At 73.0% G+C, this 20,229-nt stretch carries 20 protein-coding genes and 3 tRNA genes; 16 read left to right on the top strand and 7 right to left on the bottom strand.

Going from position 1 to position 20,229, the window contains the following annotated elements:
* Window positions 1-36: 36 nt before the first annotated feature.
* The 3 genes from V6D49_RS18890 to V6D49_RS18880 all read left to right on the top strand — a co-directional run bounded on the left by V6D49_RS18890 (window position 37) and on the right by V6D49_RS18880 (window position 1,194).
* Entirely contained in the window at window positions 37-387 is a 351-nt protein-coding gene (locus tag V6D49_RS18890) for a hypothetical protein (protein ID WP_340561321.1), read from the top strand.
* 152 nt (window positions 388-539) lie between these two features.
* Complete coding sequence (locus V6D49_RS18885) at window positions 540-1,130, top strand: hypothetical protein (RefSeq protein WP_340561319.1); 591 nt, start codon at window positions 540-542, stop codon at window positions 1,128-1,130.
* Window positions 1,121-1,194, top strand: a tRNA-Lys gene (locus V6D49_RS18880). Before V6D49_RS18885 ends, V6D49_RS18880 begins: the two co-directional genes overlap by 10 nt.
* A gap of 78 nt (window positions 1,195-1,272) precedes the next feature.
* Here V6D49_RS18880 and V6D49_RS18875 read toward each other — a convergent pair.
* Window positions 1,273-2,532, bottom strand: coding sequence for a M6 family metalloprotease domain-containing protein (locus V6D49_RS18875; RefSeq protein WP_445330653.1), 1,260 nt, complete (start codon window positions 2,530-2,532; stop codon window positions 1,273-1,275).
* Between the two features lie 328 nt (window positions 2,533-2,860).
* Here V6D49_RS18875 and V6D49_RS18870 point away from each other — a divergent pair, with 328 nt between their 5' ends.
* Complete coding sequence (locus V6D49_RS18870) at window positions 2,861-4,624, top strand: putative bifunctional diguanylate cyclase/phosphodiesterase (protein ID WP_340561317.1); 1,764 nt, start codon at window positions 2,861-2,863, stop codon at window positions 4,622-4,624.
* 24 nt (window positions 4,625-4,648) lie between these two features.
* Here V6D49_RS18870 and V6D49_RS18865 read toward each other — a convergent pair whose 3' ends face one another.
* Both V6D49_RS18865 and V6D49_RS18860 read right to left on the bottom strand, forming a co-directional pair.
* Complete coding sequence (locus V6D49_RS18865) at window positions 4,649-5,395, bottom strand: maleate cis-trans isomerase family protein (protein WP_340561315.1); 747 nt, start codon at window positions 5,393-5,395, stop codon at window positions 4,649-4,651.
* A 52-nt stretch (window positions 5,396-5,447) separates the two neighbouring features.
* On the bottom strand, window positions 5,448-6,380 hold the full coding sequence (locus tag V6D49_RS18860) for a maleate cis-trans isomerase family protein (protein WP_340561313.1): 933 nt from the start codon (window positions 6,378-6,380) through the stop codon (window positions 5,448-5,450).
* A gap of 242 nt (window positions 6,381-6,622) precedes the next feature.
* On the opposite strand from V6D49_RS18860, the gene V6D49_RS18855 reads away from it, so the two are divergent.
* The 3 genes from V6D49_RS18855 to V6D49_RS18845 all read left to right on the top strand — a co-directional run bounded on the left by V6D49_RS18855 (window position 6,623) and on the right by V6D49_RS18845 (window position 9,596).
* Window positions 6,623-7,585, top strand: a complete 963-nt coding sequence (locus tag V6D49_RS18855; protein WP_340561312.1) for a D-2-hydroxyacid dehydrogenase — start codon at window positions 6,623-6,625, stop codon at window positions 7,583-7,585.
* 12 nt (window positions 7,586-7,597) lie between these two features.
* A complete protein-coding gene (locus tag V6D49_RS18850) occupies window positions 7,598-9,022 on the top strand; it encodes an amidase (protein ID WP_340561311.1) in 1,425 nt (474 codons plus the stop codon).
* 70 nt (window positions 9,023-9,092) lie between these two features.
* Window positions 9,093-9,596, top strand: coding sequence for a DUF3830 family protein (locus V6D49_RS18845; protein ID WP_340561310.1), 504 nt, complete (start codon window positions 9,093-9,095; stop codon window positions 9,594-9,596).
* A gap of 79 nt (window positions 9,597-9,675) precedes the next feature.
* Here V6D49_RS18845 and V6D49_RS18840 read toward each other — a convergent pair.
* Both V6D49_RS18840 and V6D49_RS18835 read right to left on the bottom strand, forming a co-directional pair.
* Window positions 9,676-9,749: transfer RNA gene (locus V6D49_RS18840), tRNA-Lys, on the bottom strand.
* A gap of 31 nt (window positions 9,750-9,780) precedes the next feature.
* Entirely contained in the window at window positions 9,781-10,323 is a 543-nt protein-coding gene (locus V6D49_RS18835) for a hypothetical protein (protein ID WP_340561308.1), read from the bottom strand.
* A 227-nt stretch (window positions 10,324-10,550) separates the two neighbouring features.
* On the opposite strand from V6D49_RS18835, the gene ehuB reads away from it, so the two are divergent.
* From ehuB to ehuA, 4 genes are read left to right on the top strand one after another with little or no spacing between them, the layout of a single operon-like run.
* Window positions 10,551-11,474: an ectoine/hydroxyectoine ABC transporter substrate-binding protein EhuB gene (gene ehuB, locus V6D49_RS18830; RefSeq protein ID WP_340561306.1), complete on the top strand. Its 924-nt coding sequence runs from the start codon at window positions 10,551-10,553 to the stop codon at window positions 11,472-11,474.
* Window positions 11,471-12,220: an ectoine/hydroxyectoine ABC transporter permease subunit EhuC gene (ehuC, locus tag V6D49_RS18825; protein ID WP_340561304.1), complete on the top strand. Its 750-nt coding sequence runs from the start codon at window positions 11,471-11,473 to the stop codon at window positions 12,218-12,220. Before ehuB ends, ehuC begins: the two co-directional genes overlap by 4 nt.
* Window positions 12,217-12,864 carry an ectoine/hydroxyectoine ABC transporter permease subunit EhuD gene (gene ehuD, locus V6D49_RS18820; protein WP_340561302.1) on the top strand — a complete coding sequence of 216 codons (648 nt, stop codon included), beginning with the start codon at window positions 12,217-12,219 and terminating at the stop codon, window positions 12,862-12,864. The genes ehuC and ehuD overlap by 4 nt, the downstream gene beginning before the upstream one ends.
* Entirely contained in the window at window positions 12,854-13,678 is an 825-nt protein-coding gene (ehuA, locus tag V6D49_RS18815) for an ectoine/hydroxyectoine ABC transporter ATP-binding protein EhuA (protein ID WP_340561301.1), read from the top strand. Before ehuD ends, ehuA begins: the two co-directional genes overlap by 11 nt.
* Before the next feature lie 50 nt (window positions 13,679-13,728).
* On the opposite strand, the gene V6D49_RS18810 is transcribed toward ehuA, so the two are convergent.
* The gene (locus V6D49_RS18810) at window positions 13,729-14,760 is read right to left on the bottom strand and encodes a GlxA family transcriptional regulator (RefSeq protein ID WP_340561300.1); all 1,032 of its coding nucleotides are present in this window, start codon (window positions 14,758-14,760) and stop codon (window positions 13,729-13,731) included.
* A gap of 71 nt (window positions 14,761-14,831) precedes the next feature.
* Between V6D49_RS18810 and V6D49_RS18805 the strand changes: the two genes are divergently transcribed.
* The 5 genes from V6D49_RS18805 (at window position 14,832) to V6D49_RS18785 (ending at window position 18,864) form a co-directional block, all read left to right on the top strand.
* Complete coding sequence (locus V6D49_RS18805) at window positions 14,832-16,133, top strand: MFS transporter (RefSeq protein ID WP_340561298.1); 1,302 nt, start codon at window positions 14,832-14,834, stop codon at window positions 16,131-16,133.
* Between the two features lie 188 nt (window positions 16,134-16,321).
* A complete protein-coding gene (locus V6D49_RS18800; protein WP_340564122.1) occupies window positions 16,322-17,080 on the top strand; it encodes an IclR family transcriptional regulator in 759 nt (252 codons plus the stop codon).
* A 43-nt stretch (window positions 17,081-17,123) separates the two neighbouring features.
* The gene (locus V6D49_RS18795; RefSeq protein WP_340561297.1) at window positions 17,124-17,294 is read left to right on the top strand and encodes a DUF397 domain-containing protein; all 171 of its coding nucleotides are present in this window, start codon (window positions 17,124-17,126) and stop codon (window positions 17,292-17,294) included.
* Between the two features lie 158 nt (window positions 17,295-17,452).
* Window positions 17,453-18,583 (top strand): glutathione-independent formaldehyde dehydrogenase, encoded by a 1,131-nt coding sequence (locus V6D49_RS18790; protein WP_340561296.1) that lies wholly within the window; start codon window positions 17,453-17,455, stop codon window positions 18,581-18,583.
* A gap of 207 nt (window positions 18,584-18,790) precedes the next feature.
* Window positions 18,791-18,864: transfer RNA gene (locus tag V6D49_RS18785), tRNA-Lys, on the top strand.
* Between the two features lie 69 nt (window positions 18,865-18,933).
* Here V6D49_RS18785 and V6D49_RS18780 read toward each other — a convergent pair.
* Window positions 18,934-20,205 (bottom strand): acyltransferase domain-containing protein, encoded by a 1,272-nt coding sequence (locus V6D49_RS18780; RefSeq protein WP_340561294.1) that lies wholly within the window; start codon window positions 20,203-20,205, stop codon window positions 18,934-18,936.
* Window positions 20,206-20,229: the final 24 nt, after the last annotated feature.

The raw sequence follows: 20,229 nt of genomic DNA, 5'->3' as shown, positions 1-20,229 counted from the left end.
ACAATGGTCGTCGGTCTACGACGTGGAGGTACGTTCATGCCCGAGCCGGACTCGGCTCCTTCCTTCCGGCGGCCCGCCCCGCTGATCTTCGAGCCCGCCGCGAGCGCGGAGGAGGCGGAGCACTTCTTCGACCTGGAGTCGATCGCCGATCCACGGGAGCTGCTGTCGCGTGCGACGGAACTGGCGGTCGCCTTCCAGGCGGCGGCGGACCGGGCCATGGAGTACCAGGCGATGGCGGCGGCCCAGCTGGCGGACCCGCGCCGCTTCGACCGGCTGCCGGACGCCGCCATCGCGGACCGCGCCGAGTGGACGGAGGACTACGCGCGCCGCATGGTCGCCTTCGGCAAGCAGCTGCTGCGTGACGCCACCCCCGACGGCAGCCCCTGAGCGACACGCGCCGGGGCGGGGCCGGTCGCCCCGACCGGGACGGAGGCGTGGGGGCGCGCGGAGCGGCGTACGGTAGCGCAGATGGGGGCCGTGTGTCCGGCCTTTGCTCATCTTCCGTGATGACGTGAGCACTCCGGGTACATGTATATGTCATGAGCATCTCCTTCTGTGCGGACGGTCTCCCGCTCGACGGCGCCGCCTGGCTCGCCTCGGCCAGCCCCTTCCCGCGCAGCGTCCGGGCGCTGTGGGCGGCGTTCCCGGACCGGACGCAGCCGCTGCCGTGCGGCACGGTGTTCGACGTCGTGAGCGTCCCGGCGGTGTTCGGCCGCCGGATGGTCGGGCACCTGGCGTCGACGGGGGACGCGACGGCGGGGCCGGGGCCGGTGGCCGTGGACCGGGGGCGGGCGCTGTTCTTCGCCCTGCCCGGTACGGCGCGGCGGCTGCCCGCACTGCTGCGCTGGGAGGAGTGGCACGGCCAGCCGGACGCGGAGGCCGTCCCTCCGCTCCTCGGCTACGGGCTCGGGGACGTCGTGGGCGTTCCGGCGCCGCCGCTCCCCGGCGGGCCGGGCGCGCGCTGGCTCGTCCCCCCGGACGCGGCGGCGGCCCGTCCGACGGGCGCCCGGGAGCTGCTCTGGGCGGCGGTGCGGGCGGTCCGTGCAGGTCGGGGGCACGGGCGGGACCTATCGATTTCCGCTCCCGCCGATGCTGGTGCTAAGGTCTACGACGTCAGCAGGCGCCGCTAGCTCAGTTGGTTAGAGCAGCTGACTCTTAATCAGCGGGTCCGGGGTTCGAGTCCCTGGCGGCGCACAGACAGCCGAAGGCCCTCCGCAGCAGCGGAGGGCCTTCGCGCGTGTGCGGCGCGGGCGCGCTCCCGTCGGCCGGCGGTCAGGTCCGGGTGATCCGCACCGTCCACTCCCCCGTCGGGGAGCGGTCCAGGGCGGTGATCCGCACGGCGCCGTCGTCCACGGACAGGCTCTCCCCCACCCCGAGCGGCGCGTCCGCGAGCGGGGCGTGGACGGAGGTGCTGCGGCAGGCCGCCGTGCCCGGGTGGCCGTCGAGCACCTCGACGGGACCGCCCGCCGACGCGGTGTCGCTGCGCACCCGGTAGACCAGCACCCCGGACCGGCACAGCCGCTCGTCGTTGCCGACGGGCTCACGCACCTCGGCGACGACGACCTCGCTCGGTCCGGTGCGCGCGACGGCCAGCCGGGTCCCACCGCCCGGGCCGGGGCCGCCCGGCGCGCGGCCCAGCGGCTGGAGGGCGTGGATCGAGGTGCCGGGGCCGCCGACACAGTCCACCTGCTCGTCGTCCAGCCAGCCGAGCTTCCACTTGTGCCACCCGAAGGGATCGGGGGCCAGTCCGAACTGGCTGCCCATCAGGTCCCAGTCGCCGACGTAGGTGTCCCAGTCGCCCTTGCCGTCCTGCGGCCGGTTGTAGAGGTCGGGCAGGTCGAAGACGTGCCCGGTCTCGTGGGCCAGGACGTTGCGGTCGGCGGGGAACCGCTCGAAGACGGTCACGATGCGGCGCAGCTCGGTGCCGTCCACGGAGACGGGCTCGCGGAAGTTGACGACCTTCGTCGCGTCGGAGTCCACGCCCGGCGCGTCGGGGTCGGCCACGAAGTAGACGACGTCGTAGTCGCCGAAGTCGAGCTGCGGGTCGACGACGTCGATGGCGTCGCGGAGGTAGGCGGCCCGGTCCTCGGCGTCCCAGTCACGCGCTATGCCGTAGCGCTCGGAGGGGGAGGGCATCTCGGTCCAGTGGAAGGCCGCGTGCAGGCGCAGGTCGAAGCGGCCGTAGGAGGCGCGCTCGAAGAAGGTGCCGGTGGCGGGGAAGTGGTCGGCGGCGAGCCGGCCCGGCGTGATCAGCGGGACGGAGTCGGGGAAGGAGAGGAACACCATCATCGCGTCGACGGTGCGCTCGGGGCGCACGTAGGCGTCGTTCCAGGTGTCGAGCCCCAGCGAGTGGTGGGCGTCGGTCCGCTGGAGCGCACAGGGCGGCGTGCGGTCGGCGTCGGTGGCGGGGCCCGCGAAGGAGGAGGTGCCGGCCACGGCGGCGAGGACGGTGAGGACCGACCCCGAACGGCGCAGCCGTCCCCGCCCCGCGCGCCGAGGTGACCGGTGGCGCGGCGGCCCGCCCGCCGGTATCCGGAACAGCCGGTGCACAGGGGGTGCGAGGCGCGTCGATCGCACGGGAACCTCCGAGAAACAGGCCCGGTCGGGATGCCGATTCCTCGTCCACTCTGTGACGATATGCACCGTTTCGTCGCGTTGGACTAGGCCGGGCGGGCCATGGCCGCAACATCACCCAACGTCATCACCCCGTGCGCCGTCCGCACGCCCCGAGAGGGTCGTACTGACGTGCGCTCCCGTCCCCTTGACGGGTGCCCCGGCGGTGGGCGCTGCTGGCCCGCTCCACCCGAAAGCCCCTATGATCGGCTGACTTTCCAGTGACCAGACCCTCCGGGAGCGATCGGTGAACGCAACCCTGGACGCGCCGGGCGACGGCCCGCACGCCACCGGAGCCCCACCGCACCCCACCACGGAGAGTCACCATGACCCGTGCTTCCGTGCCGCCTTCGACAGCGCCCGGCTGGCGATGGCCCTCGTCGACCGGGCGGGCCGGATCGTCGCCGCCAACCCGGCGTTCACCCGGCTCCTGGACACCCCCGCCCGGACGCTCGACGGGCTGCCGCTGACCGAGCTGACGCACCTGGGGCTGGACCGCCGCACCCGCGCCGCCTGCGCGGCCGTCCTGAGGGGCGAGCGGACCGAGGTGCGCTGCACCCGGCGACTCAAGCACCCCGACGGAACCCTGCTGTGGGCGGAGGTCAGCCTGGTCGCCGCCGGGCCGCCCGGCTCCGCCGCCCTGCTGTCCGTCACCGACGTGAGCGAGCACCGCGAACTGCGCGAGCGGCTGCGCCACCTGGAGATGCACGACCCGGTGACGAAGCTGCCCAACCGCGTGCTCTTCTTCGAGCGGCTGGCCGCCGCCCTGACCGACAGCGCCACCGGCCGGATCGGCCTGTGCTACCTCGACCTGGACGGCTTCAAGGCGGTCAACGACACCCTCGGGCACCGCGCGGGCGACGAGCTGCTCGACCTCGTCGCGCAGCGGCTGGTGCACTGCGCGACCGGGCCGCGCGGCGGACACCTCGTCGCCCGGCTCGGCGGGGACGAGTTCGCTCTGCTGGTGGAGGGCTCCACCGGCACGCGGCAGCTGACGGACCTCGCCGACGCCGTCCTCGCCGAGCTCCAGACGCGCCCCTTCCGGCTGGCCGGGCAGCGGCACACCGTCTCCGCCAGCATCGGTGTCGTCGAGCGCCCCACCACGGGGACGAGCGCCACCGAGCTGATGCAGGCCGCCGACACCACGCTCTACTGGGCGAAGGCCGACGGCAAGGCGCGCTGGACGCTCTTCGACCCCGAGCGCAACGCCCACCGCATGACCCGGCAGGCCCTGTCCAGCACCCTGCGGCCCGCCGTGGACCGGGGCGAGTTCGCGTTGGAGTTCCAGCCCATCGTCGGTCTGGCCGACGAGACGCTGCGCGGCGTCGAGGCGCTGGTCCGCTGGCGGCACCCCCAGTTCGGGATGATCGGTCCGAAGGACTTCATCGGGCTCGCCGAGGAGAACGGCGCCATCGTGCCGCTCGGCCGGTGGGCGCTGGCCGAGTCGTGCCGCCAGGCCCGGCGCTGGCAGCTGGAGCACGCGGGCGTGCCGCTGTACGTCTCGGTGAACGTCGCCGTGCGTCAGGTGTGGGACTCCGACCTCGTCGCCGACGTCGCTGACGTCCTGCGCGAGACCGGGCTGCCGCCGGGCCTGCTGCAACTGGAACTGACCGAGAACGAGGTGATGGGCTCGGCGGGCCGCCCGCTGCGGGCCCTCCAGGCCCTGTCCGAGATGGGCGTGCGCATCGCCATCGACGACTTCGGCACCGGCTACTCGAACCTCGCCTACCTGAGCCGGCTGCCGGTGCGGGCCCTGAAGCTGGACGGCACGTTCGTGCGCGGCTTCCAGCACGGCAGCGCACGGCGCACCAACCAGGCCGACGAGACGATCGTGACGTCCCTGGTCGACCTCGCGCACAAGCTGGGGCTGACGGTCACCGCCGAGTGCGTGGAGGGCCCGGCGCAGGCGGAGCGCCTGCGCCGGATCGGGTGCGACACCGGACAGGGCTGGCACTACTCCAAGCCCGTCGCCGCCGACCGCATCTCGGCCCTCCTCAGCTCCACGCGCTGACCGTCCGGGAGGCGCCCGGGGGCGTCAGCGGAAGAGGGCGCCCAGCCGCTCGGCGCGCACCGCAACCTCCGCCAGTCGCAGCCCCTCCCAGACGGTGACCTGGTTGGCGGTCAGCACCGGCTTGCCGAGCGCCGCCTCCAGCTCGGTGAGGTGGTCGGCGCTGTGGAGCGCGGTGTCCGGCAGCAGCACGGCCTCCGCCGCGTCGTGGTCCCCGGCGGTGGCCATCGCGAGCACCTCCGCGCGGCCCCAGGTACCGACCTCCGCCGCCGTGATGATGCCGCTCCCCCGCAGCGAGACGACCTCGATCCCGGCGGCCTTGAGGAACGCCCCGAAGTGCTCGGCGACGTCCGTCGGGTAGGTGGCGGCGACGGCGACCCGCCCGACGCCCAGGGCCCGCACCGCGTGCGCGAAGGCGAAGGACGTGCTCGACGCGGGCAGCCCGGCCACGGCGGACAGGGCGCGCACCTGCTCGTGCGCGCCCTCCCAGCCGAAGACGAAGCTGGCGCTCGTGCACGACCACACCACGGCGTGCGCGCCCCGGCCGGCCAGGGCCGTCATGCCGTCGGCGAGCCGGGGCGCGGAGCCCATTTCGAGCAGCGCGTCGACGCGGTGCGCGTCCTCTCCGATGTCGGTGTGGACCAGCGGCAGCGAGACGTCGGCCCCCGCCTCGCGGAGGAGGGCCTCCAGCCTCGGGTAGTCGTCCTCGGCCGAGTACCCGGGGTAGAGGAACCCCACGGTGTGCCGGGCCGGGTGCCGGGCGGCGTGCTGCATGAACCACTCCTGTCGCAGGTGGGGGCTGGTACGGGCTCGGACGGGCCCGTGCTCAGAGCGGCGGCTGGCCGCCCGTCAGGTCGTCGGGGAAGGGCGGCTCGCCCAGGGGGTCGGCCAGCTCCGGCTCCGGTCCGGGCAGGGCCGAGCCCGCGAGGGCCACCTCCGGGGGCGCGTGGGGCACCTCCCGCGCGTCCTCCTCGGGCGCGCCCGGTGACGGCAGGCCGGACATCGCGGCCGGGCCGCGTCTGGCGACCGGGTCCAGCAACGCCTGGTAGGGGCCGACGGCCTGCTTGCCGATGCTGCGCAGCGCGGACCAGACGGTCACCTGGTTGGCGGAGAGCACCGGCATCCGCAGCTCGGCCTCCAGCTGCGGAATGACGTCGTAGGTGGGGAGGTTGGTGCAGCTGATGAACAGGGCGTCCGGCTCGCCCTCCGCCGTCGCCTCCCGGGCCATGCCCGTGACGTCCCGGTAGGGGACGCGCCAGATCTCCCGCGTGAGCCCCAGGTAGCAGCGGCCGGTGACCTCGATGCCCGCCTCGCCCAGGTAGTCCTCCAGGGCGTCGGTGACGGACTTGGTGTACGGCGTGACGAGGGCGACGCGCCGGGCGTCGATCTCGCGCAGCGCGTGCAGCAGCGCGCCGGAGGTGGTCAGCGCCGGGGTCTCGCCCGCGAGGTTCATGGCCGTGCACATCGCCAGTTCCCCGGCCTGCCCGCCGACGAACGACCCCGAGGTGCAGGCGTAGGCGACGACCTCCGGGGAGACGGCCGTCAGGGCCTGGACGGCCTCGCGCAGCGTGGCGTGCTCGCTGACCAGCCGCGCGAGGTCGAGACTCACCTCCACGGGCACGAACGGGGTCCGGGTGAGGTGGAGCGAGACGTCGTCGGGGACCCAGCGCCACAGCTCGCGATCCAGCGCGAAATCGAAAGGGGCCACGATCCCCACACCACGCTGTGGACCGGGACCGCCGAGAAACGAGACATCCATTGCGAGCCCCTCAAACAGACGCAGGGATGGCCAATAGCCGCAACAAGAGGAGAAGCAGAGAGAAAACGCAGACCGGCGGAAAGCCGGAGACGCAGGATCAGATGCCTTCATTGACGAAGGTAGTTTCCGATCCCTACCGTGGTCAATCCTTCACCCGACGCCGTACTCCGGCCGTGCCACCGAGTATCCCGCTCCTCCATCACCGCTCCATCACCGCTCCGTTTCCGAGAGGTTTCCCACCCATGGCAGAACCCCGCGTCCTGGTGCTCGACGACGACCCGCCACCGGATCTCCGGCGGTTGGCGGGGCGGGCGCGGGTGCTCCGCACCGACGAGGAGGGGCTCGCCGCCGCACTGCCCGAGGCCGACGTCCTGCTGGTGTGGAACTTCCTCTCCGACGCGGTGAAACGCGCCTGGCCCGGGGACGGTCCGCGGCCGTCCTGGGTGCACACCGCGAGCGCGGGCGTGGACCGGCTGCTGCCGGAGCTGGCGGGGTCGGACGCGGTGATCACCAATGCCCGGGGCGTCTTCGACCAGCCCATCGCCGAATACGTCACCGGATGGGTCCTGGCAATGGCCAAGGATTTTGCCGGTTCATGGGAATTGCAGCGTTCCCACCGGTGGCAGCATCGGGAGACCATGCGGGTCGGGGGAACCCGCGCGGTCGTGGTCGGGTCGGGCCCGATCGGAAGGGCCATCGGCCGCACGTTGCTGGCCCTGGGCGTCTCGGTGGAACTCGTCGGCCGCACGGCACGGGAAGGGGACGCGGAATTCGGTCACGTGAACGGCTTCGAGGCTTTGGACGGCCTTCTCCCGGAAGCCGACTGGGTGGTCTGCGCCGCCCCGCTCACCCCCGCCACGGACGGCCTCTTCGACGCGAAGGCCTTCGCCCGGATGAAGGACGGGGCGGCGTTCGTCAACATCGGCCGGGGCGCGCACGTCGTCACCGCCGACCTCGTCGACGCGCTGGGCACCGGACGGCTGCGCGGGGCCGCCGTGGACGTCCTCCGGGAGGAGCCCCTGGGCCCCGACAGTCCCCTGTGGGACGTGCCGGGCCTGTGGATCTCCCCGCACATGAGCGGCGACACGCTGGGCTGGCGGCGCGACCTCGCCGAGCAGTTCTGCGACAACTTCGACCACTGGGTGGCGGGCAGGCCGCTGCTCAACATCGTCGACAAGCAGCTGGGCTACGTCCCGGCGCACTGACGGGAGGACGCGTTGACCGATCTCACCGCCCTGACGGCGGGCCGGCTCGTCGCGGGATACGCCGCGGGTGACTTCTCGCCCGTGGAGGTCACGCGGGCGGCGCTGGAGCGCGCCGAGGGCGTCGACCCCCGGGTGAACGCCTTCGTGCGCATCGACGGGGACACCGCACTGGAACAGGCGCGCGCCTCCGCGGAGCGCTGGCGGCGCGGTGCGCCCGCCGGGCTGGTGGACGGCGTCCCGGTGACGGTCAAGGACATCCTGCTGCAACGCGGCGCGCCCACCTACAAGGGGTCGTGGACGATCTCCGACGCCGGACCCTGGGAGGAGGACGCCCCGTCCGTGGCGCGGCTGCGCGAGCACGGCGCGGTGTTCCTCGGGAAGACGACCACCCCGGAGTTCGGCTGGAAGGGCGTCACCGACAGCCCCCGGCACGGCGCCACCGGCAATCCCTACGACCCGGCCCGGACGGCGGGCGGCTCCAGCGGCGGCGGGGCGGCGGCCGTCGCGCTCGGGGCCGGGCCGCTGGCCCTGGGCACCGACGGCGGCGGCTCGGTGCGCATCCCGGCGGCGTTCAGCGGGATCTTCGCGCTCAAGCCCACCTACGGCCGGGTGCCGCTGTACCCCGCGAGCGCCTTCGGGACGCTCGCGCACGTCGGCCCGATGACGCGGGACGCGGCCGACGCGGCACTGCTGCTCGACGTCATCGGGGCGAGCGACCCCCGGGACTGGTCGGCGCTCGCGCCGTTCCCCGGCAGCTTCCGGGACCAGCTGGCGGGCGGGGTGGCCGGGCTGCGGGTGGCCTACTCCCCCGACTTCGACGGCCGGGTGGCGGTGCGGCCGCAGGTCGCCGCCGCCGTGCGGCGGGCCGTGGAGACGCTGGAGGAGCTCGGCGCCCACGTCGAGGAGGCCGACCCGGGCTTCGAGGACCCGGTCGACGCCTTCCACGTGCTGTGGTTCAGCGGGGCCGCCCGCGTCACCCAGCACCTCGGCCCGGAGCAGCGCGCCCGGCTCGACCCCGGTCTGCGGGAGGTGATCGAGGAGGGCGCCCGGTACTCGGCGCTGGACTACCTGGCGGCTGTCGACGTCCGGATGGCGCTCGGGGCCCGGCTCGGCGCGTTCCACCAGCGCTACGACCTCCTCGTGACGCCGACGACGCCGGGCACGGCGTTCGAGATCGGCGTGGAGGTCCCGAAGGGCTCGCCGCACCGGCGGTGGACGGAGTGGACGCCCTTCAGCTACCCCTTCAACCTCACCCAGCAGCCCGCCGCCAGCGTGCCGTGCGGGCTGGACGACGCGGGGCTGCCGATCGGCGTCCAGCTCGTCGGGGCCCGGCACTCCGACGCGCTGGTGCTGCGCGCGGCGCACGCCCTCTACGGCACGGAGCTCCCCCGGCTGCCCGCGCCCCCGCTGCTGGCCGAGCGCGCGGCCCACCCCTGATCGCGGCCGTTCCCGCTGTCCGGCCGTTCCGCCGACCCGCCCGACCCGCCCGACCCGCCAAGGAGAGACGATGGCCGACCGCTTCATCGAGGTGTCGCTCGACAAGCGAGGGGTGCGCTGCACCGCCAAGCTGCTGGACGACCGCGCGCCCGTCACCTGTGCCGCGGTGTGGGACGCGCTTCCGCTCGGCGGGGACGTCTACCACGCCAAGTACGCGCGCAACGAGATCTACGCGCTGGTGCCGCCCTTCGCCCCGGAGGAGCCGCCGCTGGAGAACCCCACGATCACCCCGATCCCGGGCGACCTGTGCTACTTCACGTTCACCGACGTCCAGCTCGGCACCGCCTCCTACGGCTACGAGACGGACGCCCGGCACCAGGGGCGGGCGACGGTGGTGGACCTGGCGCTGTTCTACGAGCGGAACAACCTGCTGATCAACGGCGACGCCGGCTGGGTGCCCGGCATCGTGTGGGGCGGCGTGGTGGAGGGGCTGGACCGGATGGCCGAGGCCTGCCAGGACCTGTGGCGGTCCGGCGCGATCGGCGAGACGCTCTCGTTCCGCCGGGCCTCCTGAGGCAGCCGCCCGGCCCACGGCGCGACCACGCGCCGGGCAACGCCGAGGGCCCCCGCCGGAGCGGGGGCCCTCGATCATGTGCGCCGCCAGGGACTCGAACCCCGGACCCGCTGATTAAGAGTCAGCTGCTCTAACCAACTGAGCTAGCGGCGCGGACGCCGGTGCGGTGACCGGCAGGAAAATCCTACCCGATGTCCTGGGGTGCCCGTGACCAGGCGGCGTCCCGGTCCCGCAGCTCGGCCAGCACGCGGCGCAGGTACGGCCGGGGCACGGCCGGGAGCAGGAGGGACACGGCGTGCACCAGCTTGCCGAGGACGAAGGTGGTGTCCGGAGTGGCCCGCACCAGGTCCTGGACGGCCTCGGTGTCGCTCTGCTCGACGGCCTCGATGAGGACGGCGACGTGCGGGGCGGCGTCCTCGTCCGTCTCCACCCACCGCTCCCCCGGCGGGGCGGCGGCGGACGCGGCCAGCCGGCGCAGGACGCGGTCGCCCGCCTCGGGCGCGGGGTGGGCGCGGCGGACGGCGTCTCCGGCGACCCGGCACAGCGCGGCGACGAGGTCGCGCGTGCGCTCGTCGCAGTCCAGCTCCGCGAGGCCGGTGTCGAAGGCGAGCTGGTTGCCGTGCCGGAGGGCGAGCAGGAGCCGGCCCGCCGCCGTGTCGGCCGTGGGGCCCGCCGCTCCCCCGGGGTCGGATGCCGCGCACTCGTCGGCCTGCCAGGACGTCCGCATGGGCCAAATCATGACATAGCCGTTGTTTCGCCTTCGGTACGGCGCGCGCCGACGTGCCGCGTGACGGCGGACGCGGCCCGCTCCCCGCGTCCGCGCCGTGGGGCCCACGGCCCACAACACCCCCTGGGCGCACGCCCGTACCCCGAACGGGGCACGACAGGGTTACCACCTGATCACGGCTGAAAGAGATGGGCATATCTTCAACGCGTCTGGGTAGCCGCGCGCCCATGGCTCCACCACCGAGGAAGTTCCAGACATTGAGCGAATCCAGTGGCATCGGGAGACCCATCAGCCGCCGCACGCTGCTCGGCGGAGCGGCGGCGCTGGGCCTTCTGGGTGCAGCCGGGTGCAGCAAGGCACCCGCCGAGGGGGAAGTGGAGGGTGGCGATCTCCTGGAGAGGCTCCGGGATCGCGGGAACGTCCGGATCGGCATCGCGAACGAGCCGCCGTTCGGTTACATCAACTCAGAGGGGGAGGCGGCGGGCGAGGCCCCGGCCATCGCCAAGGTGATCTTCGAGCGGCTGGGCGTGCCGCGGATCGAACCGGTGCCCACCGAGTTCAGCGCCCTGATCCCCGGTCTCAAGGCCCAGCAGTTCGACGTGGTGTCGGCGGGCATGTACATCAATCCCGTCCGGTGCGAGCAGGTGCTCTTCTCCGACCCGGACTACCTGATGCTCGACGCGTTCATCGTCCCGGCGGGCAACCCCAACAACATCCAGAGCTACCAGGACATCGCCGACCAGGGCCTAAAGCTGGCCAGCGGCGAGGCGTACGCACAGGTCTCCTACGCCGAGGCGGCCGGGATCTCGAACGTCCTCATCCTCCCCGACCAGGTCGCCGGGCTCGACGCCGTCGTCCAGGGCCGGGTGGACGCCTTCGCCGGAACGAACGTCACCGTCCAGGGAGTGGTGGAGAACAGCACCCGTGCGGAGTCCACGGAGCCCTTCCAGCCGGTCGTCGACGGTGAACCCGCCTACGGCGCGGGGGGCACCGCCTTCCGGCTGTCGGAGAAGAACCTGCGCGACGCCTTCAACGAGGAACTGCACAAGCTCAAGGAGAACGACTACGAGGAGCTGCTCGAGATCGTCAGGCCCTACGGCTTCACCAAGGCCGAGATGACCGACCTGACCGCCGAGGAGCTGTGCTCATGAGTTCAGGCATCTTCACCGAGTGGTTCCTGCCCGGCGTGTGGATCACCATCCAGGTGACCGTCTACAGCGCCGCCCTGGCAGCCCTGGTGGCGTTCAGCGTCGGCATCGCGCGCACGCACCGCCTGTGGATCGTGCGGTTCGTCGCCGGCACCTACTTCGAGATCTTCCGCGGCACCTCCGCGCTGATCTTCATGCTCTGGATGGCCTTCGCCTTCCCGCTCATGTTCGGCTGGCAGTTCGTGCCGATGGCGGCGGGCGTCCTGGCCCTGGGCCTGACCTACGGCGCCTACGGCTCGGAGATCGTGCGCGGCGCGCTCCAGGCCGTCACGGCCGCCCAGCGGGAGGCGGGCATCGCCCTCAGCTTCACCCGGGGCCAGCGGCTGCGCCGCATCGAGCTGCCGCAGGCGTGGCCGGAGATGATCCCGCCGTTCAACAATCTGCTGATCGAGCTGCTCAAGGGCACCGCGCTCGTCTCGGTCATCTCGGTGGCGGACATGACGTTCGCCGGGAACCTCTCCCGGCTCGCCACGAGCGAGAGCGCCCCGGCCTACACCCTGCTCCTCGTCTGCTACTTCGTGATCGCGTTCGCCCTGACGCGGGGCATGCGCGCGCTGGAGCGCAAGGCGAAGGCCGGGCTGGGTCAGACCCCGAAGAAGGGACCGTTCTCCGGCCTGCTGAGCCGGAAGCTGAGCCCCGAGGGTGAAATGTCACAGGCGCGGGCCGGCACGGCGGGAGGCCAGGGATGAACTGGAACTGGGACGTCGTCAGCGACTTCATGCCCTACTTCTGGGACGGTGTGGTCGTCACCTTCCAGGCGCTCGCCATCGGCAGCCTCCTGGCCTTCACCCTCGGCCTCGTCTGGGCCATCCTGCAGCGCTCGCACCGCAAGTGGATCAGCTGGCCGGTGCTCTCGATCACCGAGTTCATCCGCAACACGCCGCTGCTGGTGCAGCTGTTCTTCCTGTACTACGTGGTGCCCGAGCTGGGCATCTCGATGTCCGCGCTCGCCACCGGCATCATCGGCCTGGGCCTGCACTACTCCACGTACACCGCCGAGGTGTACCGGGCCGGCATCGACGGCGTTCCCGCCGGTCAGTGGGAGGCCGCGACCGCGCTGAGTCTGCCGCGGCGCCGCACGTGGACGTCGGTGATCCTGCCGCAGGCGTTCCGCCGGGTGGTCCCGGCCCTCGGCAACTACGTCGTGGCCATGCTGAAGGACTCGCCGATGATCGCGGTCATCGGCGCCTTCGAGATGCTGGGCGAGGCCCGCGCCTTCAGCAACGCCACCTTCACCTTCGAGGCCTACACGGTGGTGGGCATCGCCTTCATCGTCATCGCCTACCCGGCCTCACTTCTGATCCGAGCCCTGGAGCGTCGTCTTGTCCAGTGACTTCACCCCTTCCCAGAAGGACGCAGCACAGCCCGAGTCCAGAGCGACGGGCAGCGAGCTGATCCGCTTCGACAACGTCACCAAGCGCTTCGGTGACAACGTCGTGCTGGACAGCCTGGAGTTCAGCGTCTCGGCCGGCAAGCACGTCACGCTCATCGGGCCCTCGGGCTCCGGCAAGACGACGATCCTGCGGCTGCTCATGACGCTGCTCACGCCCGACGAGGGCACGATCACCGTCGACGGCGACTACCTCACGCACGAGGAGCGGGGCGGCAAGCTCGTCCCGGCGGGTGAGAAGCACGTCCGCGAGGTGCGCAAGAAGATCGGCATGGTCTTCCAGCAGTTCAACCTCTTCCCCAACATGAAGGTGCTGCGCAACATCACCGAGGCGCCGGTGCACGTGCTCGGCATGTCGAAGGACGAGGCCGAGGAGCGGGCCCGGGACCTGCTGGAGCTGGTGGGCCTGACCGAGCACATCGACAAGTACCCGCTCCAGCTCTCCGGCGGCCAGCAGCAGCGCGTGGCCATCGCCCGCGCGCTGGCGATGCGCCCGCAGGTGCTGCTGCTGGACGAGGTGACGTCGGCGCTCGACCCGGAGCTGGTCGCGGGTGTGCTGGACGTGCTGCGCGACATCGCCCACAGCACGGACATCACGATGCTCTGCGTCACCCACGAGATGGGCTTCGCGCGGGACATCTCCGACGACGTGCTGATGTTCAACGAGGGCAAGGTCATCGAGTCCGGCCCGCCGGAGAAGATGTTCAACGACCCGGAGCACGAGCGCACCCGGGAGTTCCTGAGCGCCATCCTCTGACCGACGCACGGACGGCATGCTGAGCGCGCGACCCCGGCGGGGCCGCGCGCTCAGCCGTCCCCTGGGACCGGCGCGCGCTCCGGGGCGCGGAACGTCGTCCGGTAGGCGCTCGGCGAGACGCCGAGCGCGGCCTGGAGGTGCTGCCGCAGGGAGACGGCCGTGCCGAACCCGGCCTCGGCGGCCACCCGGTCCACCGGCAGATCGCTCTCCTCCAGCAGGTGCCGGGCCCGCTGCACGCGCTGCTGGGCCAGCCACCGGCCCGGCGAGACACCGACCTCCTCCCGGAAGCGCCGGGTGAACGTCCGCACGCTCATGCCCTCCCGCGCGGCCAGCTGCCGCAGCGTCAGCGGCTCGTGCAGCCGCTCGACGGCCCAGGCCCGGGCCCGCACGGTCGACCCGGCGCCCACCTCACGCGGCACCGGGCGCTGGATGAACTGCGCCTGGCCGCCCTCCCGGTGCGGCGGGACGACGGAGCGCCGGGCGACGGCGCCGGCCACGGCCGTCCCGTGATCGCACCGGATCATGTGCAGGCACAGGTCGATGCCGGCGGCGACCCCGGCGGAGGTGAGCACCCCGGCGTCGTCGGTGTAGAGGACGTCCGGGTCGAGGCGGACGGCCGGGAAGAGGCCGCGGAACTGGTCGGCGGAGCTCCAGTGCGTGGTGGCCCGCCGTCCGTCGAGCAGCCCGGCGGCGGCCAGCACGAAGGCGCCGGTGCAGATCGAGGCGACGCGCGCGCCGGGCCGGATCCGGGCCAGGGCCGCGCGGAGGGCGGGGGCCAGCGCGGTGTCGTCGCGCACGTAGTCCTCGTCGGCGGCCGGGATGACGACCGTGTCGGCCTCCGCCAGGATCTCCGGGCCGTGCGCCACGCCGACGGTGACGTCGGTGTCGGTCCGGACCTGCCCCGGCTCCGCCGCACACGTGACCACCTCGTAGAGCGGGCTGCTGTCCGGCGCCTCCGCGGTGCCGAACAGCCGGTGCACGAGGCCCAGTTCGATCGGCAGGAGGCCGTCCCGGACGAGGACGGCCACCCGGTGCCGGGGACGGTGGGGGTGGTTCGGCAGCGCTGCGCTCACTGGAGCCATGGCCCGATTCTTTCACATCATGGCCATCAGGCCACTCGAACCGGCGGAGCCCGGACCCGAGGATCGATCGCATGACCTCGCTCACGACGCCGGCCCCGGCGCCGGCCACCCCGCCGCAGTGCCCCTCCGGCCCGGGACGCCCCCGTCTCCACCGCGCGTGGTGGGTGGCCGCCGTCGCCGCGCTCGCGATCACCGTCACCGGCGCGCTGTCCGGGCTCCCCGGGCTCCTGGTCGACCCGCTGCACGAGGAGTACGACTGGTCGCGGGGCTCGATCGGCTTCGCCGTCTCCGTCAACATGGTGCTGTACGGGCTGACCGCGCCCTTCGCCGCCGCGCTCATGGACCGGTTCGGCATGCGGCGCGTCGTGGGCGGTGCCCTGGTCCTCATGGCCGCCGGCGCCGCCCTCACCCCGACGATGACGGCCGCCTGGCAGCTGACCCTCTACTGGGGACTGCTCGTCGGCCTCGGCACCGGCTCGCTGGCCATGGCCTTCGCCGCGACGGTCACCCTGCGCTGGTTCGTCCGTCGCCGGGGGCTCGTCACCGGGGCGCTGGCGTCGGCGAGCGTCGTGGGGCAGACCGTCTTCCTGCCCGGCCTCGCCTGGATCACGGCGAACCTCGGCTGGCGGCCGTCGGTCGTGACGGTGGGACTGGCCGCCCTGGCCGTCGCCCCGCTCGCCGCGCTGCTGCTGCGGGACCACCCGGCGGACGTCGGCCTGCCCCCCTACGGCGCGCCGACGGTGGCGCCGAAGCCGCCGCCCACCCCCGGCGCCGCACGACGCACCCTGCGGGTGCTGCGCCGGGCGTCCCGCACCGGCACCTTCTGGCTGCTGGCGGGCGCCTTCGCGATCTGCGGCGCCTCGACCAACGGCATCCTGTGGACGCACTTCACCCCCGCCGCGCACGACCACGGCATGCCCACGACCGTCGCCGCGTCCCTGCTCGCGGCCCTCGGGCTCTGCAACGTGGGCGGAACCCTGCTGTCGGGCTGGCTGACCGACCGCTACGACGCGCGGCGGCTGCTGGCGGCGTACTTCGCCGGGCGCGGCGTCCTGCTGCTCGCCCTGCCGACCCTGCTCGCGCCGACGGTCCAGCCGCCGCTGCTCGTCTTCGTCGTGCTCTTCGGGCTGCTCGACCTCGCCACCGTGCCGCCGGTGATCGCGCTGTGCCGGGAGCACTACGGTGCGGACAGCGCGATCGTCTTCGGCTGGGTCAGCACGGGCCACCAGGTCGGGGCCGCGGCGATCGCCGTGCTGGGCGGCGTGGCCCGCGACGTCTTCGGCAGCTACGACCTCGTGTGGGTGGCCGTCGGCGCCCTGTGCGCGCCCGCCGTCCTGCTCTCCCTCGTGGTGCGGCGGACGGCCGCCGCGTGAGTCTCGGCCACGCTTCCGGCCCGATTCCGAGCCCTCCCAGGTCAGTGGCATATGCCGATCGTCGTAACGACCGGTTCCGGGTCGGTGGTTGGCGGTTATCGTGAAAGCCACGCCCGTGACGTGACGCGACAGCAACGGCGCTGACGGTCACAGCTCCAGCGGTCACAACCTCCAAGGGGGCCACCGTGGTGATGCCGAAGCCCGTACCCGCCGTGCCCTTCCGCTCGGTCCAGTACGCCCTGCGGCTGCTGGAGGCCGTCTCCCGGACGGGCGGTGGCATAACGCGCGAGGCGCTGGCCCGACGTGCGGGCCTGCCGCCCGCCGAGCTGGGCCAACTGCTCGAGATGCTCCGCGCCGAGCAGTACGTGGAGCGGCTGCCGGACGGCGCCTACGTCTGCGGCGAGGCGCTGAGCCGGCTGAGCTCCTCCAGTGACCACCGGCGCGAGCTGCGGCAGCAGTTGCAGTCCAAGCTGGCCGAGCTGCGCGACGACATCGGCGCCGCCGTCTACATCAGCCGCTACGAGGACGGGGAGGTCCGGATCACCCAGTTCGCGGCGGGCGCGCACGCGCCCCCGGTCGCCGAGTGGGTGGACTTCCGGGCGGCGGCGCACGCCAGTGCCGTCGGCAAGGCGCTGCTCACCCAGCTCGACCACGACGGGCGCCGCGACCACCTCTCCCGGCACAAGACCATCCGGCTGACCTCCCGCACGACGACGAACGAGCGGGCGCTGTTCTCGGAGCTCGACAGCCGGCCGCCGACGGTACCGGTGCTCGACCTCCAGGAGTACGCGGTCGGCACGGTGTGCGCGGCGGTGCCACTGACGGCGGGCGCCTCGGTGGGTTGTCTCGCGCTGTCCATGCCCATCCAGCACGCCCACCGACTGCGTTCGGCCGCGCGGAAGCTGAACGAGCAGGCGGCGCCCGTCCTGCTGTCGCTGTGCATCTAGGTATTTTCGTCTGAATCAGTCGGTCGTTGGTCCGGGTACGCCGTTGACTGAAGCGTGTTCCGGCGGTGGCGCGTGCCTGGAGGTCTGCGACGACTTCGCCGCCGTCGCCCCCGTCCGGGACAGCAAGCTGCCGCACGGCCCGGTACTCGTGTTCCCGGCGGGCGGTCGGGCCTCCTTCGTGGCGGCGGTTCAGGCCGGGCGGCTGGCCGCCTGAACCCGGCCCCGCTCCCCGCCCGCGAGCCCGGCGCGGGCGGGGACACCTCGATGGCCATACGTCCGTATTTGCGCCGAACATGGTAAATCTTGCCGTCCCTGTGTGTCTCCGTGCGTCTCCACGGCACGGAGACCCGTGCGCCACCAGAGGAGGCATCAGTGAAAGCGGTCGTCTACAAGGAACCCTTCAGCGTGGCCGTGGAGGAGGTCGAGGATGCCCGGATCGAGGACCCCACCGACGTGGTCATCAAGGTCACGACGGCAGCCATCTGCGGATCCGACCTGCACATGTACGAGGGCCGTACGGACGCGGAGTCAGGCATCGTGTTCGGCCACGAGAACATGGGGATCGTCCAGGAGACCGGCACCGGAGTCGCCACCGTACGCAAGGGCGACCGGGTCGTCCTGCCCTTCAACGTCGCCTGCGGCTTCTGCCGGAACTGCCTGGCCGGACAGACCGGCTTCTGCCTGACCGTCAACGAGGGCTTCGCCGGCGGCGCGTACGGCTATGTGTCGATGGGCCCCTACCGCGGCGGCCAGGCGGAGTACCTGCGCGTGCCGTTCGCCGACTTCAACTGCCTGCAACTGCCCCAGGGCGAGGAGCACGAGGACGACTTCGCGCTGCTGGCCGACATCTTCCCCACCGGCTACCACGCCGCCGAACTGGCCCGGGTCTCACCGGGCGAGTCGGTGTGCGTCTTCGGCGCCGGACCGGTCGGGCTGATGGCGGCCTACTCCTCGATCCTCCGCGGCGCCTCCGAGGTCTTCGTCGTCGACAAGCAGCCGGACCGGCTGCGGCTGGCCGAGCGCATCGGCGCGATCCCCGTCGACTTCGGCCAGGGCGACCCCGTCGAGCAGATCAAGGAGGGGACCGGCGGCGCGGGCACGGACAAGGGCATCGACGCCGTCGGCTATCAGGCGACCGCGGCCGAGGGGGAGGAGCAGCCGGCGCTGGTGCTCAACAGCCTGGTCGAGGCGGTGCGCCCGACCGGGATGCTCGGAGTCGTCGGACTGTACGTACCGGCGGACCCGGGGGGTCCCACCGAGTCCGCGCAGAAGGGTGAACTGCTTTTCAGGATCGGCAAGTTCTTCGAAAAGGGCCTGCGGATGGGCACCGGCCAGGCCAACGTCAAGAGCTACAACCGGCAACTGCGGGACATGATCGTCGCCGGTCGGGCCACCCCCAGCTTCCTGGTCTCCCAACGGCTTCCGCTGGCCGAGGCCCCGGACGCCTACCGGCGCTTCGACCGCAGGGAGGACGGCTGGACCAAGGTCCTGCTCAAGCCCTGACGGCGACGCGGCCACCGCCCTGGCCGGTCCTGGTCGGTCCTGGCCCGTTCCAGCCCGCTCCGCCCCGGCGCGCTCGCCGAAGCGGGCATGGCTCGACACCGGCCAACCGTGACGAAGCACACGGCGATGAAGCCCCCACCCGTTCGGACGGGTGCTCCGTCACAGGTCGGAGGCACCGTTCGGAGCGCGGTAGGATGACGGACGTCCGCGCCGCTAGCTCAGTTGGTTAGAGCAGCTGACTCTTAATCAGCGGGTCCGGGGTTCGAGTCCCTGGCGGCGCACCGGTGAGGCCCCCGCCGTAGGTGGGGGCCTCTCGCGTTGCCCGGCCTCGTCGCCCGCCGGCGCGCCGGTCAGGCGGCCAGCGCGCCCGCGAAGGGACCCGCCTCCAGGGCGGAGAGGACGCCGGCGAGGTCCACGGCGTTGGTCCGCGGCCCCCGGCAGACCGGCAGGCACGCCGGGCCCTCGGCGCCGGCAAGCCGTCGCAGGAAGGGCAGCAGCACGGGCCGGGGACCGATCTCGACCAGGTGCGTCGGGCGCTGCTCGGCCACCAGGTGCCGGACGGCGTCGGAGAACCGCACCGGCTCGGTGATCTGCCGCGTCCAGTACGCGGCGTCCAGCGGCCCGTCGGCCGCCGCACCCGTCACCGTCGAGTAGAACGGCAGCCGGGGCGGCCCGCCCGGCACCCGGCGGGCGACGGCCGCGAAGCGCGGCACGACGGGCTCCATCAACGGGGACTGGAACGCGTGCGCCACCCGCAGGTACCGGCAGGCGACGCCGTCGGCGGCGAGCCGTCCGGCGACGCGCTCCAGCCCGGGCAGGCCGCCGGACAGGACGGTGGCCCGGTTCGCGTTGTACGCGCTGACGCTCACGTCCTCCTCGCCCGCCGCCGCCTCGGTGGCCCGCTCGGCCGTGGCGCCGGTGGCCAGCATGCCGCCGCCGGCCGGCAGGTGCTGCATGAAGGCGCCGCGCAACGCCACGAGACGGGCGGCGTCATGGAGCGGGAGCGCCCCGCCGACGACGGCGGCGGCGTACTCGCCGACCCCGTGGCCCGCCACCGCGACGGGCTGCGCCCCGGACTCCTCCAGCATGCGCGCGAGGGCGTAGCCGATGGCGAAGAGGACGGGCTGGGTGAACGCCGTCTGGTGCACGCCCGGGTCGCCGCTGAGAATCAGCTCGACCACCGAGCGTCCGCCCAGGAAGGGGACGAGCGCGTCGGCGGCCTCCTCCAGGTGCCCCCGGTAGCCGGTCGAGTGCAGGTACAGCCCCGAGGTGAGGTGCGGGTGCTGGCAGCCCTGCCCGGTGAAGACGAAGGCGGCCCGTACCCGGCTGCGGCGGTTCAGCGGGCGCGGCGTCCGCAGGGCGAGGAAGCGGGCCAGCTCACGGGCGGTGGGGTAGAGCTGGATGTCGGTGGGGTCGATGAGGGGGCCGTACTTCTCCTCGATGTCGCCGTACAGGCCGAGCGCGGCGACGGAGTCCAGCCCGGCCTCGGCGAAGGGAGTGTCGGGACCGATCGAACGGCCCAGGTAGGCGGCGAGCCGTTCCAGCAGCCAGGCGCCGAACGCCTCGGCGCCCGGCTCCTCGTCCGGGGCCGCGCCTGCGGCACCGACCGGGGTTCTGGTCATCTCCTGCTCCTCGTCGAGTCAGCG

Origin of the sequence: Streptomyces sp. GSL17-111, from assembly GCF_037911585.1 — a bacterium.
Classification (GTDB): Bacteria; Actinomycetota; Actinomycetes; order Streptomycetales; family Streptomycetaceae; genus Streptomyces.
Note: the sequence above shows the minus strand (reverse complement) of the source record. Positions and strands in the feature narration are given on the sequence as shown.

Bases quoted from the DNA above. Each gene is read 5' to 3' on its own strand.
- V6D49_RS18890 (WP_340561321.1), top strand. From the start codon at position 37: ATGCCCGAGCCGGACTCGGCTCCTTCCTTCCGGCGGCCCGCCCCGCTG.
- V6D49_RS18885 (WP_340561319.1), top strand. From the start codon at position 540: ATGAGCATCTCCTTCTGTGCGGACGGTCTCCCGCTCGACGGCGCCGCC.
- V6D49_RS18865 (WP_340561315.1), bottom strand. From the start codon at position 5,395: ATGCAGCACGCCGCCCGGCACCCGGCCCGGCACACCGTGGGGTTCCTC.
- V6D49_RS18860 (WP_340561313.1), bottom strand. From the start codon at position 6,380: ATGGATGTCTCGTTTCTCGGCGGTCCCGGTCCACAGCGTGGTGTGGGG.
- V6D49_RS18855 (WP_340561312.1), top strand. From the start codon at position 6,623: ATGGCAGAACCCCGCGTCCTGGTGCTCGACGACGACCCGCCACCGGAT.
- V6D49_RS18845 (WP_340561310.1), top strand. From the start codon at position 9,093: ATGGCCGACCGCTTCATCGAGGTGTCGCTCGACAAGCGAGGGGTGCGC.
- V6D49_RS18835 (WP_340561308.1), bottom strand. From the start codon at position 10,323: ATGCGGACGTCCTGGCAGGCCGACGAGTGCGCGGCATCCGACCCCGGG.
- ehuB (WP_340561306.1), top strand. From the start codon at position 10,551: ATGGCTCCACCACCGAGGAAGTTCCAGACATTGAGCGAATCCAGTGGC.
- ehuC (WP_340561304.1), top strand. From the start codon at position 11,471: ATGAGTTCAGGCATCTTCACCGAGTGGTTCCTGCCCGGCGTGTGGATC.
- ehuD (WP_340561302.1), top strand. From the start codon at position 12,217: ATGAACTGGAACTGGGACGTCGTCAGCGACTTCATGCCCTACTTCTGG.
- V6D49_RS18810 (WP_340561300.1), bottom strand. From the start codon at position 14,760: ATGGCTCCAGTGAGCGCAGCGCTGCCGAACCACCCCCACCGTCCCCGG.
- V6D49_RS18805 (WP_340561298.1), top strand. From the start codon at position 14,832: ATGACCTCGCTCACGACGCCGGCCCCGGCGCCGGCCACCCCGCCGCAG.
- V6D49_RS18780 (WP_340561294.1), bottom strand. From the start codon at position 20,205: ATGACCAGAACCCCGGTCGGTGCCGCAGGCGCGGCCCCGGACGAGGAG.